The sequence below is a fragment of the Streptomyces sp. NPDC085946 genome (genome assembly GCF_044540485.1).
Lineage (GTDB): Bacteria > Actinomycetota > Actinomycetes > Streptomycetales > Streptomycetaceae > Streptomyces.
Genome location: NZ_JBITSF010000022.1, coordinates 90,924 through 106,172, shown reverse-complemented (window position 1 = coordinate 106,172; position 15,249 = coordinate 90,924). Strand labels below are relative to the sequence as shown.

The 15,249-nt window shown below is 71.7% G+C and carries 17 protein-coding genes; 4 read left to right on the top strand and 13 right to left on the bottom strand.

Annotation, left to right across the window (positions count from 1 at the left end; all coding sequences use genetic code 11):
- Positions 1–37 precede the first annotated feature (37 nt).
- The 11 genes from ACIF8T_RS32480 to ACIF8T_RS32430 all read right to left on the bottom strand — a co-directional run bounded on the left by ACIF8T_RS32480 (position 38) and on the right by ACIF8T_RS32430 (position 11,464).
- On the bottom strand, positions 38–742 hold the full coding sequence (locus tag ACIF8T_RS32480) for a VanZ family protein (RefSeq protein ID WP_400039998.1): 705 nt from the start codon (positions 740–742) through the stop codon (positions 38–40).
- 153 nt (positions 743–895) lie between these two features.
- Positions 896–1,783: a septum formation family protein gene (locus ACIF8T_RS32475; RefSeq protein WP_400039996.1), complete on the bottom strand. Its 888-nt coding sequence runs from the start codon at positions 1,781–1,783 to the stop codon at positions 896–898.
- A 220-nt stretch (positions 1,784–2,003) separates the two neighbouring features.
- Positions 2,004–3,815, bottom strand: coding sequence for an ABC transporter ATP-binding protein (locus ACIF8T_RS32470; protein WP_400039994.1), 1,812 nt, complete (start codon positions 3,813–3,815; stop codon positions 2,004–2,006).
- A gap of 355 nt (positions 3,816–4,170) precedes the next feature.
- Complete coding sequence (locus ACIF8T_RS32465; RefSeq protein WP_400039992.1) at positions 4,171–4,956, bottom strand: enoyl-CoA hydratase/isomerase family protein; 786 nt, start codon at positions 4,954–4,956, stop codon at positions 4,171–4,173.
- Entirely contained in the window at positions 4,953–6,200 is a 1,248-nt protein-coding gene (locus tag ACIF8T_RS32460) for a cytochrome P450 (protein ID WP_400039991.1), read from the bottom strand. The genes ACIF8T_RS32465 and ACIF8T_RS32460 overlap by 4 nt, the downstream gene beginning before the upstream one ends.
- Before the next feature lie 89 nt (positions 6,201–6,289).
- Complete coding sequence (locus ACIF8T_RS32455) at positions 6,290–7,666, bottom strand: cytochrome P450 (RefSeq protein WP_400039989.1); 1,377 nt, start codon at positions 7,664–7,666, stop codon at positions 6,290–6,292.
- 8 nt (positions 7,667–7,674) lie between these two features.
- Complete coding sequence (locus ACIF8T_RS32450; protein ID WP_400039988.1) at positions 7,675–8,235, bottom strand: GTP-binding protein; 561 nt, start codon at positions 8,233–8,235, stop codon at positions 7,675–7,677.
- 5 nt (positions 8,236–8,240) lie between these two features.
- The gene (locus ACIF8T_RS32445; RefSeq protein WP_400039987.1) at positions 8,241–8,627 is read right to left on the bottom strand and encodes a DUF742 domain-containing protein; all 387 of its coding nucleotides are present in this window, start codon (positions 8,625–8,627) and stop codon (positions 8,241–8,243) included.
- The gene (locus ACIF8T_RS32440) at positions 8,620–9,447 is read right to left on the bottom strand and encodes a roadblock/LC7 domain-containing protein (protein ID WP_400040057.1); all 828 of its coding nucleotides are present in this window, start codon (positions 9,445–9,447) and stop codon (positions 8,620–8,622) included. Before ACIF8T_RS32440 ends, ACIF8T_RS32445 begins: the two co-directional genes overlap by 8 nt.
- A gap of 20 nt (positions 9,448–9,467) precedes the next feature.
- Entirely contained in the window at positions 9,468–10,637 is a 1,170-nt protein-coding gene (locus tag ACIF8T_RS32435; RefSeq protein ID WP_400039986.1) for an ATP-binding protein, read from the bottom strand.
- Positions 10,638–11,308: 671 nt separating this feature from the next.
- A complete protein-coding gene (locus ACIF8T_RS32430; RefSeq protein WP_400039984.1) occupies positions 11,309–11,464 on the bottom strand; it encodes a hypothetical protein in 156 nt (51 codons plus the stop codon).
- Positions 11,465–11,869: 405 nt separating this feature from the next.
- On the opposite strand from ACIF8T_RS32430, the gene ACIF8T_RS32425 reads away from it, so the two are divergent.
- Positions 11,870–12,163, top strand: coding sequence for a WhiB family transcriptional regulator (locus ACIF8T_RS32425; RefSeq protein ID WP_400039982.1), 294 nt, complete (start codon positions 11,870–11,872; stop codon positions 12,161–12,163).
- A 163-nt stretch (positions 12,164–12,326) separates the two neighbouring features.
- Here the strand turns inward: ACIF8T_RS32425 and ACIF8T_RS32420 are convergent, their stop codons facing one another.
- Both ACIF8T_RS32420 and ACIF8T_RS32415 read right to left on the bottom strand, forming a co-directional pair.
- Entirely contained in the window at positions 12,327–12,620 is a 294-nt protein-coding gene (locus tag ACIF8T_RS32420) for a hypothetical protein (protein WP_400040055.1), read from the bottom strand.
- An 82-nt stretch (positions 12,621–12,702) separates the two neighbouring features.
- Positions 12,703–12,984 (bottom strand): hypothetical protein, encoded by a 282-nt coding sequence (locus ACIF8T_RS32415; protein WP_400039980.1) that lies wholly within the window; start codon positions 12,982–12,984, stop codon positions 12,703–12,705.
- 452 nt (positions 12,985–13,436) lie between these two features.
- Here ACIF8T_RS32415 and ACIF8T_RS32410 point away from each other — a divergent pair, with 452 nt between their 5' ends.
- The 3 genes from ACIF8T_RS32410 to ACIF8T_RS32400 all read left to right on the top strand — a co-directional run bounded on the left by ACIF8T_RS32410 (position 13,437) and on the right by ACIF8T_RS32400 (position 15,238).
- On the top strand, positions 13,437–13,712 hold the full coding sequence (locus ACIF8T_RS32410; protein ID WP_400039979.1) for a hypothetical protein: 276 nt from the start codon (positions 13,437–13,439) through the stop codon (positions 13,710–13,712).
- An 11-nt stretch (positions 13,713–13,723) separates the two neighbouring features.
- Complete coding sequence (locus tag ACIF8T_RS32405; protein ID WP_400039978.1) at positions 13,724–13,870, top strand: putative leader peptide; 147 nt, start codon at positions 13,724–13,726, stop codon at positions 13,868–13,870.
- A 117-nt stretch (positions 13,871–13,987) separates the two neighbouring features.
- The gene (locus ACIF8T_RS32400; protein WP_400039976.1) at positions 13,988–15,238 is read left to right on the top strand and encodes an LLM class flavin-dependent oxidoreductase; all 1,251 of its coding nucleotides are present in this window, start codon (positions 13,988–13,990) and stop codon (positions 15,236–15,238) included.
- Positions 15,239–15,249 lie beyond the last annotated feature (11 nt).

Genomic DNA, 15,249 nt, shown 5'->3' with positions numbered 1-15,249 from the left:
GCCGGCGTATGCAAAGACGTCCGCCCCGGCAGGCGGCTCAGCCCGCCGACGCCGGCGCGGGGCGCGGCCGGTCCGGCGCCGCCCGGGCCGTCGTGCGCCACCAGCGGCGCGACGCCAGCGCGGCCAGCACGGCACCGGCGGCGTTGAGCAGTACGTCGTCCACGGAGGACACCCGGTCCAGCCACAGCACGTACTGTGCGGTCTCGATCAGGACCGAACAGCCCGTCCCGAGCGCCAGGATCCTCGGCACGGACGCCAGCGCCGCGAACCGCATCGGGGCGAAGAACCCCAGCGCTGCGAGGACCAGCAGGTTTCCGACGATCCCGCCCGCCCCCATCGTGACCAGGTCCCGCAGCGGTACCGGACTCACCCGGCCGGGGACGGTACCGGCCCCGGCGCCCGGCATCAGGGTCATCCACACGAACGGCACCGTCCCGTGCACCATGCCCACCTCGGCCGACGACGTCCGCCACGCCGCCGCGACCCCGGCGGAACGCCGACGGCGCGCCAGAGCCCACACCACCAGCACGGCCAACGGCAGCGCGACCGACGTCATGAGCACCACGCCGTTGAAGGTGTCGAAACAGCCGTGCCACCGCCCGGCCATGCATGCCGGAGCGGACATCAGGAGCGGCCGCCGCACGACGAACGCGGCGCTCGCCAGGCCGAGGACCGCCAGGCCGAGGAGCACGATCCCGCGCATGCGGCGAGGCGGTGCTGACAGGGATGCGTCGGGGTTCATGCCCCCATTGCAGACGGAAGGCCGTTGCGGCGGCGTATGAGGTTCTCGATATGCCCGCGATACAGGGTTCATCGGATACCCGGCCCGTCCGCCGCGGACCGGGAAGCGGGGCCGCGTCCTCGACGGACACGGCCCCGCTGGACCGGCGGAGCGTCAGCCCGCCCAGACCTCGGCCTCGTCGGCCGGGACGGTGGTGGCCAGACCCAGTTCCTTGCGGGCGGCGACCGACTTGTTCGGGTCGATGCCGGTGAAGGCCGGGTCGTAGGCGACGTAGAACGCGTCGGCGTCAGCGGCGTTCGCGGCCTTCTCCCAGTTCCCGGCGGCCTTCGTCAGCGTCGCGCGGAGCTTGCCGACCTCGGTGCCCTCGATGCCGTCCAGGCCCTTGACGTGCGCGTCGAGGGCGTCCGCAACAGCCTTGGCCTGTGCCTTGTAGCCGGCCAGGTCGGCCTCGACGGTGTCCTTCTCGGGCTGGTTCGCCCACAGGGCCTCGTAGACCGCGTTCGACCCCTTGAGATACGTGGTCTGCTCGGGCTCGAGGGACTTCGCGGTGGCCAGCGAGCCGCTGAACCTGCCCTTCTCCGCGGTGTAGGTGCAGCTCACCGCACGGTCACCGGTCGCCCAGCTCTCCTTGGTCGGGGTGTAGTAGAAGAGGGCGACGCCCTTGGGGAGCGCCCAGGTGTCGGGAGCGTACTTCTGCGCCTCGACCGGGCAGCGGTTGTCCGCGATCGTCGAGACCCCGTCGTCGCCGGGGTACTCCTTGCCCTCGTCGATCGCGAACTCGCCGACGACCTGGCCCTCGTGTGCCTCGTCGCAGGGCACGATCTCGACGACGTAGGCGGTCCCCTCGGCCTTGCCGTTCGGGTTGTAACAGTCGCCGATGTCCAGCGAGAACACCGAGCGCTGGCGAGCCACCTTCTTCGCGCCGTCCTTGGCGCCGTCGACGGCGTCGGAGACGTCCGAGCATCCCACCGCGCCGATCGCGAGCAGGGTGACGACGGCGGATATGCCGCGGAGGGAACGATACGGGGCACGGATTGCCATGACGTGTACATCCTCTTATGTGATCTTTATGAGGGTCGCGCGCATCGTATGCCATTTCCTGTGGCCCGGTTGCACGAGGTCCCTCACCTCATCGCGGCGTCTCTGACTCGCGACGGACCGAGAGGGTTGTATCCGGGCTGCTCACGGGCGGGAACCGGAAGACTCCCGTGACACTTCGGCGGAGTCGGGGCCCCTGCCCGGGCGCGCGCGGGCGAGCACCTCAACGTCCGTCCGACGGCCGGGGGGTTTCGAGGAAGCCGCCCGACTGGTGCTGCCACAGCTTGGCGTAGGCGCCGTCGAGCGCGAGCAGTTCCTGGTGGCTGCCCTGCTCGACGATCCGCCCGCGGTCGAGGACGACGAGCTGGTCCATGCGGGCGACCGTGCTCAGCCGGTGCGCCACCACCAGCGTGGTCCGCCCCTCCATGAGCCGCCACAGCGCCTCCTGGACGAGCAGTTCGCTCTCCGAGTCCAGGGCGCTGGTCGCCTCGTCGAGCAGCAGGATCGGCGCGTCGCGCAGGATCGCCCGGGCGAGAGCGACGCGTTGGCGCTGGCCGCCGGACAGCTTGACGCCCCGTTCGCCCACCATGGTGTCGAAGCCGTCCGGCAACGCGTCGGCGAACTCGGTGACATGGGCCGCCTCGGCCGCGCGGCGGACCTCGGCGTCGGTGGCGTCCGGCCGGGCGAACGCGATGTTGTCCCGCAGGGTGCGGTGGAACATCGCCGGGTCCTGCGGCACGTAGGCGATCTGACTGCGCAGGTCGGCCTGGCGCAGCCGGCTGATGTCCTGGCCTCCGACCAGGATGCGTCCGCCGTCGACGTCGGTCATCCGCAGCAGCAGCCGGGTGAGCGAGGTCTTGCCGCCGCCGGACCGGCCGACGAGGCCGACCTTCGTCCCGCTCGGCACGGTCAGGTCGAGCCCTTCGAACAGCGGCCGGCCGCCCCGGTGGGCGAAGGTCACCTTGGCGAAGCGGATGTCGGCGCCCCGCGGTCGCAGCGATTCCGGGTCGGGCGGGTCGAGGACGGTCGGCGGCGTCAGCAGCAGTTCCGTGAACTGCGCGGCCTCCGTCATCGAACTCTCCAGCCGGCGGTAGATCTGGTTGAACTCGAACATGATCCGGGTCGCGTTGTTGTAGTAGGCGAAGGCGACCACGATCGCCTCCACGCCGTGCGCGCCCCCGCCGAGCATGACGGCGAGCAGCAGGCCCATCGCGTTGGTGAGCACGGACATCGGCGCGACCAGTGTGTCGATGCGCAGGTTGCCGTAGTCCCACGACCGCAGGGTGAGCCTGCGCGACACCGCGACCCGGGCACGGTGCTCGGCTGCCTCGCGCTCCTCGGCGGCGAACGCCCGCACCGTGTCCATGTTCATCAGGCTGTCGGCGACATGGCCCGACACCCGGGCGATCGCCTCCTCACGCTGGTCGACGAGTGCCTGGCGCCGCCGGACGAGGGGCCCGACCAGCACCGCCGTGAGCGTGATCATCACCAGCAGGCCGACGACGAGCAGCGGCTCGTAGCGCCACAGCACCACCGCCCCGAACGCCAGCGGTACGAAGCTGCCGACGATCTGGAACGTCAGCGTGTCCACGAACGGCTCGAAGCGTGAGGCGAAGCTGAGGACCCGCTTGGTCAGCGAACCGGCGAAGTTGTCGTGGAAGAACGCGGCGTCCTTGGCGAACAGCTCGTCCATCCCGATCACGTACAGGTGCTCGATGCCGAAGGCGTCGAGCCGGTTGAGACAGTGCAGGGCGATCCGCCACAGCGCCTCCGCGAGCAGCAGGACACCGGCGAAGCCGAGCACGAACGGCAGCGCCGAGGCGACCGTGACGTCCTCGTCGCCGGCCAGGTCGCCGACGAGTTTGGCGACGATCAGCGGCGCGACGTAGTTGATGCCGATGTTGCCCAGCGCCGAGAACAGCATGGCGGGAGCCGTCCACCGGCGCAGCCGGGACAACTCCCGTCCGTAGTACCGAAGTGCCAGGAGCACCGAGCGCTTCCCCGGCTGGACCCTGCGTGTTCCGGGCGTTTCCATCCCACCCCCTGTGTCGTCCCTGCGGCCGCCACGCGCGCGCGGGCAGGCAGGGGCCATCACCGCAATGGATGTGTGGAGTTACGGTTCGAGTCCGGAAGTGTCCCGCGACGGCGACCGCGGAGTCCAAGCGTTTTCCGGCCGGGCGGTGGTGCGCGGGGAGCGCCAAGGGGGCACGGCGGCGGCCGCGGACGCTCACTTCCCGCGGTGCCCGTCGCCACGTCCGGGAACAGGTGACCCGAGGCCGGATTCCCCCGGCGTGGTCACCGTGTTCACCGTGCCCGCCGCCGCGGTGGTCCGGTAGGGCGGGTGTCCGGGCGGCCGCGGGCGCAGGCTCCCGCCTCGGGGGTCGGCGGGGTCAGCGGGGCCGGGTCAGCTGAGCGGCGAGGAGATGGGAGTCGAGCAAGGCGGAATCAGTGGTGCGGGCGGCCTTGGAGAAGCCGGTGAGCATGCGCTTGGTGAGCAGCAGGGCCTGGGGGGAGCGTCGGGCGAGGGGCCTGGTCCAGGCGGTGACGGTGTCGTCCAGCCCGTCGAGCGGGGCGACCTTGTGGAGGAGGCCGTAGCGGTGAGCGGTGTGGGCGTCGAACTCGTCGCAGGTGAGCATGAGTTCACGGATCCGGGCCGCTCCCACCTCCGTGACCAGACGGCCCATGGCACCACCCCAGGCGGGCGCCAGTCCGATCCCGACCTCCGGCATGCGGAAGCGGCAGGTGTCGGCGCCGGCACGGAGGTCGCAGTAGGCCGCGAGCGCGAGGCCGGCGCCGATGACCTTGCCGTGCAGCCGGGCGATGGTGACGGCGTGGGTGTTCTCCAGCGCCTGGCACACCCGGTGGGCCTTGTCCGCGATGCGCCGCAGTGCGGCCCCCGTGGGATCGTCGGCCACCGCGTCCTGGTACTCGCGCCGGTCGGCTCCCAGACAGAAGTCGTCGCCCAGGGACGAGAGCACCAGGACGCGTATGTCGGGCTGGTCATGGAGATCGTCGAGGACGGCTATGAGCGCGTCCAGCACCGCTGCGCCCAGGACGTCGTCCTGCCCGGAGGGGTTGAGCCGGACGTGGAGGACAGGGCCGATGCGGGTGAGGTCCAGGGGAGCGGGGGCGGGAGCGGGAGCCGGGGCGGCGGCAGGGCTGGTGAGCGGGTTCATGCCAGTTCCACATCCAGGTTCATCATGCGCCGGAACGCCACCCGGGGTGCCTGCGCGGGGCGGCGGACCAGGGCGAGTCTCGGCAGACGGGCGATCATGCGGCGGAGCAGGGTCTGCGCCTCCAGCCGGGCCAGCGGGGCTCCGAGGCAGTAGTGGATGCCCCAGCTGAACGCCAGGTGGCTGGGGTTGCGGTGCGGGTCGAAGGTGTCGGGGTCGGTGAACCGGGCGGGGTCGCGGTGGGCGGCGCCCACCATGAGGTGGACCATCTCGCCGGCGTGGACCTCGGCGTCCGCCAGGACGGTGTCCCGGGCGGCGACGCGGCTGATGACGTGGGTGGGAGGGTCGTAGCGCAGGGCCTCCTCCACGAACCCGGGCACGAGGTCGGGCTGTTCGCGCAGCAGGTCCCAGCGGCGGGGTTCTTCGACGAGCAGGAGCGTCGTCGTGGACAGCAGGGTCGAGGTGGTCTCCAGGGCCGCCAGCAGGACGAACAGGCTGAGGAAGTAGACCGCCTCGTCGGCCTTGTCCTGGTCCGGTTCGAGCTCGTCCCAGGTGCGTGTCCACCGGGAGACGGGGTCGTCGCCGGGACGTCTGCGCCGCTCGCGCACCAGGTCGAGGAAGTAGGCGCGCAGTTCGGCCATGGCGGCGTCGGACCGGGCCAGCTGGCTGGCGTTCGGGAGGAGTTCCTGGGTGAAGACCTGGTCGTGGGTCAGCTCCCGCAGGCGCGGCCAGTCGGCGCTGGGCAGACCGAGCCAGTCGCCGATGGTGGCGACGGGGAGTTCCTCGCTCACCAGCGCCGCGAAGTCGGCCTCTCCTGTGCGCAAACGTTCCTGCAGACGGTCCAGCAGCCGGTCGACCACATGGCTCACCCGGTGGCCGATCTGGTCGATGGTGGTGCGGTCGAAGGTGCCCGCCGACCGGCGCACCCTGGTGTGTTCCGGAGGATTGAGCGCGGGCAGAGTGCGGCTGATCTCCCGGGACGAGGGGGCGCTCCAGCGGGTGCTCGCACCCTGCCGCTCCCGCCACGCGGCGTCCGGTTCGAGCCAGGTGGCGCTGCGCAGCACCTGCGCGCAGAGGTCGTAACCGGTGACGAGGAAACCGCCCCAGGGCGCGGGGCTGACCTCGCCGCGCGCCCTGAGCTGTGCGTAGATGGGGAAGGGGTTGGCCTGTCCTTCAGCCGTACGGAGACGGGAGAACAGGGAGATGGTGGCCCGACGTTCCGATGTCGGAGTCGCGATACTTCCCACGGTGACGGCTCCTTCCTGCCAGCCGCCATTCGTACCCATAGGATGATCCAAACATCCAATGACGCTGTGTTCTCGTAGGGTTACCTACGTCACTCGCCATTCACCCACGCCCGGAAGCGGCTGAACAGTCCGCCCTTGGGGCGCGACGCGGCGTGGGCCGACCGGTTCGCCGAGGCCGGCTGGGGAACGGCGGCGTGTGACTGCGCCGCCTGGGCCGGAGACGAGCCCGCGGGCCGGGAACGGGCTGCCGACGGCACGGTGCGGGGGGTGAACCGGATGGGCACGGTGACCAGCGACCGGCTCCAGGGCGTCGGCACCCACGCGAGGTCCTTGAAGGGGACGCGCATCTCGACGTCGGGCAGCCGGTTGAGCAGGGACTCCACGGCAGTGGTCGTGATCATGAAGGCGGGGTCCTTGGCCGGGCACGCGTGCGGGCCGGCGCCGAAGGCCAGGTGCGCCTTGGAACTGAGCTGTTCGCGGTGCTCGGTCAGCTTGGGGTCGGTGTTGGCCGCCGCGAAGGAGATCAGGACCGGGTCGCCCGCCCGCAGCGTCCTGTCCCCCAACTCGACGTCCTGGGTGGGGTAGTGGCCCGCGTAGTTGGCGATGGGGGCGTAGTTCCACAAGGTCTTCACGACCGCGTCCTCGACCGGCAGACCGGGCGGCCAGTCGTCGTTGAGGTACAGCGCGGTGCTCGTGCCGATGGCGGCCGTCAGGGGCGCGGTCCCGCCGGAGAGCAGGGTCACGAGCTGGTGCAGCACCTCCTCGTCGGACAGCCGGGCGGAGTGCACCATCAGCCGGGTGGTGAGGTCCTCGCCGGGCTGTCGGCGCTTGAGGGCGATCAGCTCGGCCAGCGCGCCGCCCAGGATCTCGTCGGCACCCGGGGTGCCCTGGAAGATGCCGCTGATCCCGGCGATGACGCGGTCGCCGAGCTCCGGAGGGCAGCCGAACAGGTCGCCGAAGACGAGCAGGGGCAGTGGCTGGGCGTATGCGGCCATCAGCTCGGCCTGGCCGAGGGCCTCGGTGCTGAAACGGCTGATCAGGTAGTCGGCCGACTGCTGGGTCAGCCTGACGAGCCGGCCCTGGTCGAGGGTGGCGAGGCTGTCGGTGACCGCCTGCCGCAGCCGGGCGTGCGCCGCGCCGTCGCTGAACAGGGCGTTGGGACGGTAGCCCATCATGGGCAGGGCCGGACTGTCGGCCGGCACCCGGCCTTCGTTCAGGGCGTTCCAGCGGCGCGAGTCCCGCAGGAACAGCGTCGGGTTCTGCAGGATGTACAGGCTCGCGTCGTAGCTGGTCACCAGCTCGACCTCGACGCCCGGCGCGATGTCGACGGGGGCGCTGGGCCCCACCGAGCGCAACCGTGCGTAGGTGCGCTCCGGGTCGGAGCCGAACTCGGCCCCGTACAGCGGGACGTTGCCGTGCGCGGGGCAGCCGGCCGGTGTCCCGGTGGTCTCGAAGGGCTGTTGCATGCTGGCTCCTAGCCGAGTGAGGACAAGAGGTGCTTCACGAGGGTGATGAGTGCCTGCATCGAGGAGTCCTGGTCACGGACGTCGCAGTCGATGACGGGCGTCTCCTCGGAGATGTTGAGTGCCTCGCACACTTCGGACAGCGGGAAGCGCCGCTTGCCGTCGAAGGTGTTGACCCCGATGACGTAGGGCAGGCCGAACGCCTCGACCAGGTCCAGGACCGGGAACGTCTCCTCCAGCCGCTCGGGGTCCACCAGGACCAGGGCGCCCAGTGCCCCCCTGGACAGGCCCTCCCACATCTGCTTGAACCGTTCCTGCCCCGGTGTTCCGAAGATGTAGAGGACCAGGTCCTCACTGAGGGTCAGACGCCCGAAGTCCATGGCCACCGTCGTGGTCGTCTTCTCGGGGGTCTCGGAGAGGTCGTCGAGACCCTCGCTGGCCTCGGTTATCTCCTCTTCGGTCTGAAGCGGCTCGATCTCGGAGACGCTTCCTATGTACGTGGTCTTCCCGACCGCGAAATGGCCCACCACCAGGACCTTCACGGATCGGGAGACTTCGGGATCCAGATACACGCGGGTTACGCTCCGGTTCGAATTCGCATGAGGCCGTCGAGCACGGCGGTGAGCAGGACGGGGTCGTGGCGTTCGGCATGCGGCACCGGATTGCGCACATGGATCAGACCGTCCTCGGCCATCTGGGCCAGCAGGATGCGCACGATGCCCAGGGGCAGCTGGGTATGGGCCGCGACCTCGGCGACGGAGAGGAACCCGTTCGCGATCAGGTCCATGACCGCGCGGGCTTCCGGAGACAGGGTGCGAGCCGTGGCCGAGGCACCGTCCTGGGCCGTGACCATCGTGGTGTGCTCGTACTCGCTGTCCCGGGGCAGCGCGCGTCCCCCCGCGATGATGAAAAGCGGGACTAACGGGGCTGTCAGCTCCAGCTCGTCGGACGGGTCGTCATGCATCGCTGGACCTCTCTCCCGGCGGGACCCGCTGCGAGGTGAGCGCGGGCATCGCCTCACTCAGACGTGCGGTGAACTCCTCGATGTCACAGTCGTGCTCGGCGGCCGCCGCCAGGTAGGCACCCGCGCCCGCCGCGATCAGGAACACCCAGCCGTGCTGGAACTCGATGACGGTCTGACTCCACTCGTCGTCCTGCGTCCCGCCCGCGAACGGCGCGGTCGCCCGGCTGTAGGCGTGGATGCCCGTCATGGCCGCCGAGATGGTGTCCGCGAGGTCCCTGCCGACCCCCGCGCTCGCCCCCCGCGGCAGACCGTCCGCGCCGAGCAGCAGGGCGTGCAGGGCGCCGGGAACCGAAGCCACCGCCTTGTCCAGCTCGGCGAGGACGGCGACCGACCCGGCCGCTCCGCCCTGCGGCCCCGCAGGGCCGTCCCCGGCCTCGGCCGGGTCGCTGACGTTCACCCGCGGCGGGGCCGTGAGGTTGGTGCCGAGCCTGGCCACCAGCCGGTTCATGCGGAACGAGAGCTGTTCCATGTCGACGTCGGGTTCCGCGGCGGCCGCCAGGTAGGCGCCCTGACCGGCCCCGATCAGGAACACCCAGCCGTGCTGGAACTCGATGACGGTCTGGATCCACTGCCGGTCCCGCACGGGGCCGGCGAAATGCGCGGTGGCCCGGCTGAGCGACTGCATCCCGGCCATGGCCGCGGAGATGGTCCGCACGTCCTGGCCGGTCAGCCCGTCCGTGGCCCCGCGGGGTATGCCGTCCGCGGACAGCACCACGGCGTGCCGTGCCCTGGGCACGTTGTCGACGATGTCCTGAACCATCCACGACAGGTCTGTCGTACTCATGCGTTTTCGGACCCTCCGGGCCTCGAAGCGTCGGGGGAGGTCATGTCACGCGCGGTCTGCGTACCGCGCTGCAGGGCGGCCAGGCTGCCGACGCCACGGCGGACACTTCGCCTGGCCGGCTGCTCCGCCGGCGCGGGGACACTGGTGGGCGACGTGCGGCTTCCGCGCTTCGGCAGACCGCCGGCCGTACGCGCCGGCTCGCCGCCCGCCACCGGCCGGATGCTGCTCACAGGCGCCGTCGACGCCGACGGCTGGGTCTCCTCCATGGTCCACAGCTCCTCGGGCAGCAGGACGACGGCTCGCACACCGCCGTATCGGGAGACGCCGGTGACATCCACCTTGAAGCCGTACTGACGGGCGATCAGACCGATCACCGGGAAACCGAACTTCGGCTGGGTGCCCAGCTGGGACAGCCGCGGGAGGTCGTCACCGGACAGCAGCGCGCTGGCCCGCTGCCGGTCCTCGTCGCTCATGCCGACGCCGGCGTCGTCGATGATGATGCACAGATTCTTCTGGACCTGACGGAACGTGACCTCGATCGGCGCGTCCGCCTGGGAGAAGCTGGCAGCGTTGTCAAGCAGTTCGGCGACGGCCAGGGCAACCGGCGCGACGGCGGAGGCCTTCAGCGCGATGCCGCTCGGCTGCATGATCTCGACCCGCTGGAAGTTGCGGATCTGGCTCTGGGCGCTGCGGACCACGTCGTAGACGCTGGCGGGCTGGCTGCGACGGCCCAGCGGCGCGCCGCACATGACCGCGATGCCCTGGGCCTTGCGGGCCATCTGGGCGTTGGCGTGGGTGATGTCCATCAGGTCGGCGAGGACCGGGTGGCCTCCGTACTCGCGCTGGACACCGTCCAGCAGCATCGTCTGCTCGGCCGCGAGGCTCTGCAGGAACCGGGCGGCGCCTTTGAGGACCGTCTTGGTGTTCTCCTCGGCGGCCTGCTCCGCTTCGCGGATGACCTTGCTCTGTTCGGCCTGGAGCCGGGACAGTTCCGCCTGAGTGCGGCCGAGTTGCTCCTCGCTGTACCGCAGCCGCTCCTCCAGTGCGGCTTCGGACTCCCTCTTCCTCTTGCTCAGGCCTCTGCTGCGGAGCACGAGTGCCACGACCGCGGCGACGGCTGTCACCGCTATCGCGGTCAGGCACCAAAGAAGCGCGTATTGAGTCATGGAAACCTTTCCCGGCGCGTGGCATGCGGGCGCCAACGAGTACGCCTCGCAAGGATCCGCGACCCGTCCGGGGACGCGGAGTACGGGACAGTTCACCGCGTTCGGGCCCAGGTCATGAGCAAAAGTGGATCAAGGTCGCAGACGGCGGAATGCTATCACCGTCAACCGGGGCGCCGGAGGTCACTCCTCCGCATCACGCGGTCAACATACCTGCTGGCGCAGGGCGTTGACGAGTGGCCCCTGGAGGTCACCGCGCTCGGGCGGACGGACGGCTGCGGCCGCGCAGGCCGGCACGGAGCACGCCGCCCTCCCAGGTGCTCACACGGCATCCCCACCGCTGCCCGTCTCCTCCCGCGCTCGGCCGATCACCGCACCTGAGGAGCCCTGCTGTGGCCGGGCCGCGACCCCGTGCGGACCCAACGGCCGCGCAGCGACGGGTGATCGGGGGAGCCGGTCCGCCCGATCACCCGCCGCTCCACGGCAGTTCGGGACACCGGCGTCCGCGAGGCCGGTACGGTCCCCTCCGACACGCGCGGCCGGAACTCCGTTTGCGAGCGCGCCCGCGGCGAGAAGCCAACTCTTCACCTGCCGGACACCGTTGCCCCGGCCGCACGGGCCGCGCCGCGGGCCGGTGCCCGGCCCGGCCGGCGTCACCGCGCCGGGCGAGAGGGTCAGGCCTGCGCCGGTGCCTTCTCGGTCTCCTCGGCGCCGGCCGTCCCGGCGGCCGGGGACGCCTCCGCGGCTGTGCCCGCCGCGGCGGGCGCGAACCGGGCCGCGCACCGGCTCTGGAGGCTCTGGGCGGTGGACTTCTCCGGCTCGACGGCCACGCGGCGCGCTCCTCGGTACGGGAATGGTGCTGCCGGATGCCGCTCGCCCCGACGCGGCCGTCGCCGCCGTCCTGGGCGACCACCGTCCTCGCGAACTGCCGTACAGGTCCGCCGGACAGGACACGGATGCGAAACCGTCCCACCGGTTCCCGTCCTCGGCCGGGCCGAGCCCGACCCGCACGGACACCCTGCTCAGGGAGGTGGCATTACAGTGGCGCCGGTGCGTGGAGGCGCGTCGGACACCGAGGTCCCGTGCCGTGTGCCGCGGGGGTCGTCCGCGGATCCTTCCGCTCCGCCGGCGGAACGTCCCCTGTCGGGCCCGGCCGCCGTGCACCACACCGCAGTGGCCGCGATCTGCGCGACAGGCCCGGTGCCGCCGCCGAGCCGTGACCGGGGGAAGAAGACATGACGAGCGTGAACGCCTACTGGCACGAGGACGCGGCCTGCCGCGGCACCGACCCGGAGGAGCTGTTCGCGGACGGTGCCCGGCAGAACCGGGCCAAAGCGGTCTGCGCGGGCTGTCCGGTGCGTACCGAGTGTCTGGTGGAGGCACTCGACAACCGCATCGAGTGGGGGGTGTGGGGCGGCATGACCGAACGCGAGCGCCGGGCTCTGCTGCGGCGCAGACCGAACGTCGTCTCGTGGCGGCAGGTCCTGGAGAGCGCCCGCCGCGAGCAGGAACAGCCGCGCGCCGGCTGACCGGCGGCACGGTGGTGCGGATGGCCGGCCCTCTCGCCGCCGGCCGGACGGCGAGCGCCCCTTCCGGACGAAGGTCCGGCTGTGCGGGGCACCGGCCGGCTTCGCCCCACCCCCGGTCGGACGTGCGGACGCGGGGCCGGTCCCCGGGGGCGTCACGGCGCTTTCAGCGCCAGTCGCCGAGGAGCCAGGCGACGAGGCGGGGACGGCCCGTCCACGGCTCGCACGGCACGATCGCGTCGATGGAGACGAAATCGGTGGTGAAGACCGTCTCGAGATGTCCGGCCGAGCGGCGCAGGTCGTCGCCGACGTCACCGGGTTCCCCGAGCGGCGCCGCCTCGTGGGTGGGCGCCGCCTCAAAGGCGGGACAGCCGACATGGGGGAGGGGCTGGCCGAGGTACCAGCCGCCGACGAAGACGGCGTACAGCACCGCGGCAGCACCCAGACGGCGCGGAGTCATCCAGGCAGGCACGCCCGCAGTCTGCCACGCCACGAGGAGTCCCCCCTCCCGGTTCCTGTGGCCGACCCGCGGCGGACCGGGCTCAGGACGCGTCGGCGGCATCGCCGGCGCCGGCCGCTTCGTCCTGCGCCATGCCGAGGAAGCGGCGGATCGTCTCGATCGGCATGTCGAGCCCCTCGGAAGCGGACTGCTCGTCGCCGAACACCTGGACCGCCTCGGCGACGGCCACGGCCAGCTCGACCTCCGCCTTGCGGACTTTCGCCTCGGTCTTGTCCACGGTGTCGACCACCGCCAACTGGCGGCGCTGCTTCTCCTGGAGCCTCTGCTTGCGGGAAAGGGTCTTGTCGAAGTTCTGCACAGACATGACCAAGATCATAATCAGTCGGCGCGCACCCGGCGGCCCCTGCCGGAGGTGTTCGGCACCGTCGTCGCGACGTCGTCCGGCGCGTGGCCGTGACCGGCCGCGGCGGAATTTCATGCAGCTGCAACGATTCATCCCTCAACCTCCTGCTACACATGGTGAGGTGAATCCCTCAGCGCTGTACCGCAGGTCGTCCGTGGATCCGGCGCGCGCCGGCGCCTCCGCGTGTCGACGCTGCTGACGCCGTCCTCACCCGTCCCGTGCGAGACGGCTCCTTCGCGCGTCCTTCCTGTACGGCAGAACGGAGAGGGGAAACCCATGACCACCACGGAGACGGCGCCCGCGTCCACCGCAAGGTCATCGCAGCGGAGCCGGTGCACCGGCCCGCGGCCCGAACACGTCCGGTGACGCGACAGACGGTCTCCGGCCCTGCCGACCCCGAGGACTCCGCCTCCGTGGCCCATCCGATCGACGTCCGTGGCGACGAAGCCCTGTCCGGTCCGAGCACGCGCCCTCCCGACGAGGCGGTCCGGGTCCCCCCGGCCACCCCGCTGGTGCGTACGCCTGCCGCGGGCGCCCGTGAACGCGGTGACACCCCCTTCCCGCACGTCGCCGCCGCCCGCCCGCGCGCGATCCGCCCGCACGAGCCGATCGGCTCCGCCCTGCGCCGCCCGGCCACGGTCCTTCGGCTGCGCACGCCGGGAACAGACCGCGAAGCCGGGCTGTTGTGACTCACGACGACATGCGCACTACGGCAGGGCGGACGGAGGTGCGGCACGTGCGACAGACGTCCCACCACCCTGCCCTGAACCCGCGCCGGGTCGTCCGCCTCCACTCCCGGCCGCACATCGACCTGCAGCGCGTCGCCGGCGCACTCTGTCGTCCCTGAACCTTCCTCAGCCCTCGGCCGGGGGACCCCCGTCCCGCTGTGCCCGCTCACCGCCGTGCCCACCCCCGTGCGAGGGCCGGCGATCTCGTTCACGGATCTCCAGGAAGGCACCCCCTCGTGTCCCCAGTACCTTCTTCTCCGCTGCACCTGGCCGTCGCCCTGGACGGCACCGGCTGGCACCCGGCCTCCTGGCGCGAACCGGTGGCCCGCCCCCGGGAGTTGTTCACCGCCGGATACTGGGCCGACCTGGTCGCCGAGGCCGAGCGCGGCCTGCTCGACTTCGTGACCGTCGAGGACGGCCTCGGCCCGCAGTCCTCCCACTTCCTGGACCCGGACGAGCGCACCGACCAGGTACGCGGCCGTCTCGACGCCGTCCTCATCGCCTCCCGCGTCGCCCCGCTGACCCGGCACATAGGCCTGGTCCCGACCGCGGTGGTCACCCACACGGAGCCGTTCCACCTCTCCAAGGCGATCGCCACCCTCGACTACGTCAGCACCGGCCGCGCGGGAGTGCGGGTGCAGATCACCGCCCGTCCGAACGAGGCCGCGCACTTCGGCCGCCGCACCATCGCGCGTATCGAGGACTACGACAGCCCGGCCGCCCAGGAGGCGATGACCGATCTCTTCGACGAGGCCGCCGACTACGTGGAGGTCGTGCGCCGCCTCTGGGACAGCTGGGAGGACGACGCGGAGATCAGGGACGTCACCACCGGCCGCTTCGTCGACCGCGACAAGCTGCACCACATCGACTTCGAGGGCAGGCACTTCAGCGTCAGGGGCCCCTCCATCACCCCGCGCCCGCCGCAGGGCCAGCCGCTCGTCACCGCTCTCGCCCACCAGACCGTGCCCTACCGGCTGGTGGCCCGCGCGGCCGATGTCGGCTACGTCACCCCGCACGACTCCGACCAGGCCCGCGCGATCGTCGCCGAGGTGCGCGCCGAGCAGGAGGCGGCGGGACGCGCCGACGAGCCCCTGCACGTCTTCGGCGACCTGGTGGTCTTCCTGGACGACGACCCCGCCGAAGCCGCGGCCCGCCGGGAGCGCCTCGACGCCCTGGCCGGTTCGCCGTACACCGGCGATGCGCGCGTCTTCACCGGCACACCCGCACAACTCGCCGATCTGCTCCAGGAGTTGCAGGAGGCCGGACTGAGCGGCTTCCGCCTGCGCCCCGCCGTCCTCGGCCACGACCTCCCGGCCGTCACGCGGGGCCTGGTCCCCGAACTCCAGAACCGGGGCGTCTTCCGCCGCGCCTACGAGGCCGACACCCTGCGCGGACTGCTGGGCCTGCCCCGCCCCGCCAACCGCTACACCCCCGACCCACCGGCTTCGCCCGAGCCCGGGGGGACCCCCATCGCAGCGACCGTCTGAGCCGGAGGGAC

Coding starts and splice junctions, on each gene's coding strand:
- ACIF8T_RS32480 (WP_400039998.1), bottom strand. CDS start 742: ATGAACCCCGACGCATCCCTGTCAGCACCGCCTCGCCGCATGCGCGGG.
- ACIF8T_RS32475 (WP_400039996.1), bottom strand. CDS start 1,783: ATGGCAATCCGTGCCCCGTATCGTTCCCTCCGCGGCATATCCGCCGTC.
- ACIF8T_RS32470 (WP_400039994.1), bottom strand. CDS start 3,815: ATGGAAACGCCCGGAACACGCAGGGTCCAGCCGGGGAAGCGCTCGGTG.
- ACIF8T_RS32465 (WP_400039992.1), bottom strand. CDS start 4,956: ATGAACCCGCTCACCAGCCCTGCCGCCGCCCCGGCTCCCGCTCCCGCC.
- ACIF8T_RS32455 (WP_400039989.1), bottom strand. CDS start 7,666: ATGCAACAGCCCTTCGAGACCACCGGGACACCGGCCGGCTGCCCCGCG.
- ACIF8T_RS32445 (WP_400039987.1), bottom strand. CDS start 8,627: ATGCATGACGACCCGTCCGACGAGCTGGAGCTGACAGCCCCGTTAGTC.
- ACIF8T_RS32440 (WP_400040057.1), bottom strand. CDS start 9,447: ATGGTTCAGGACATCGTCGACAACGTGCCCAGGGCACGGCACGCCGTG.
- ACIF8T_RS32435 (WP_400039986.1), bottom strand. CDS start 10,637: ATGACTCAATACGCGCTTCTTTGGTGCCTGACCGCGATAGCGGTGACA.
- ACIF8T_RS32425 (WP_400039982.1), top strand. CDS start 11,870: ATGACGAGCGTGAACGCCTACTGGCACGAGGACGCGGCCTGCCGCGGC.
- ACIF8T_RS32420 (WP_400040055.1), bottom strand. CDS start 12,620: ATGACTCCGCGCCGTCTGGGTGCTGCCGCGGTGCTGTACGCCGTCTTC.
- ACIF8T_RS32415 (WP_400039980.1), bottom strand. CDS start 12,984: ATGTCTGTGCAGAACTTCGACAAGACCCTTTCCCGCAAGCAGAGGCTC.
- ACIF8T_RS32405 (WP_400039978.1), top strand. CDS start 13,724: ATGCGCACTACGGCAGGGCGGACGGAGGTGCGGCACGTGCGACAGACG.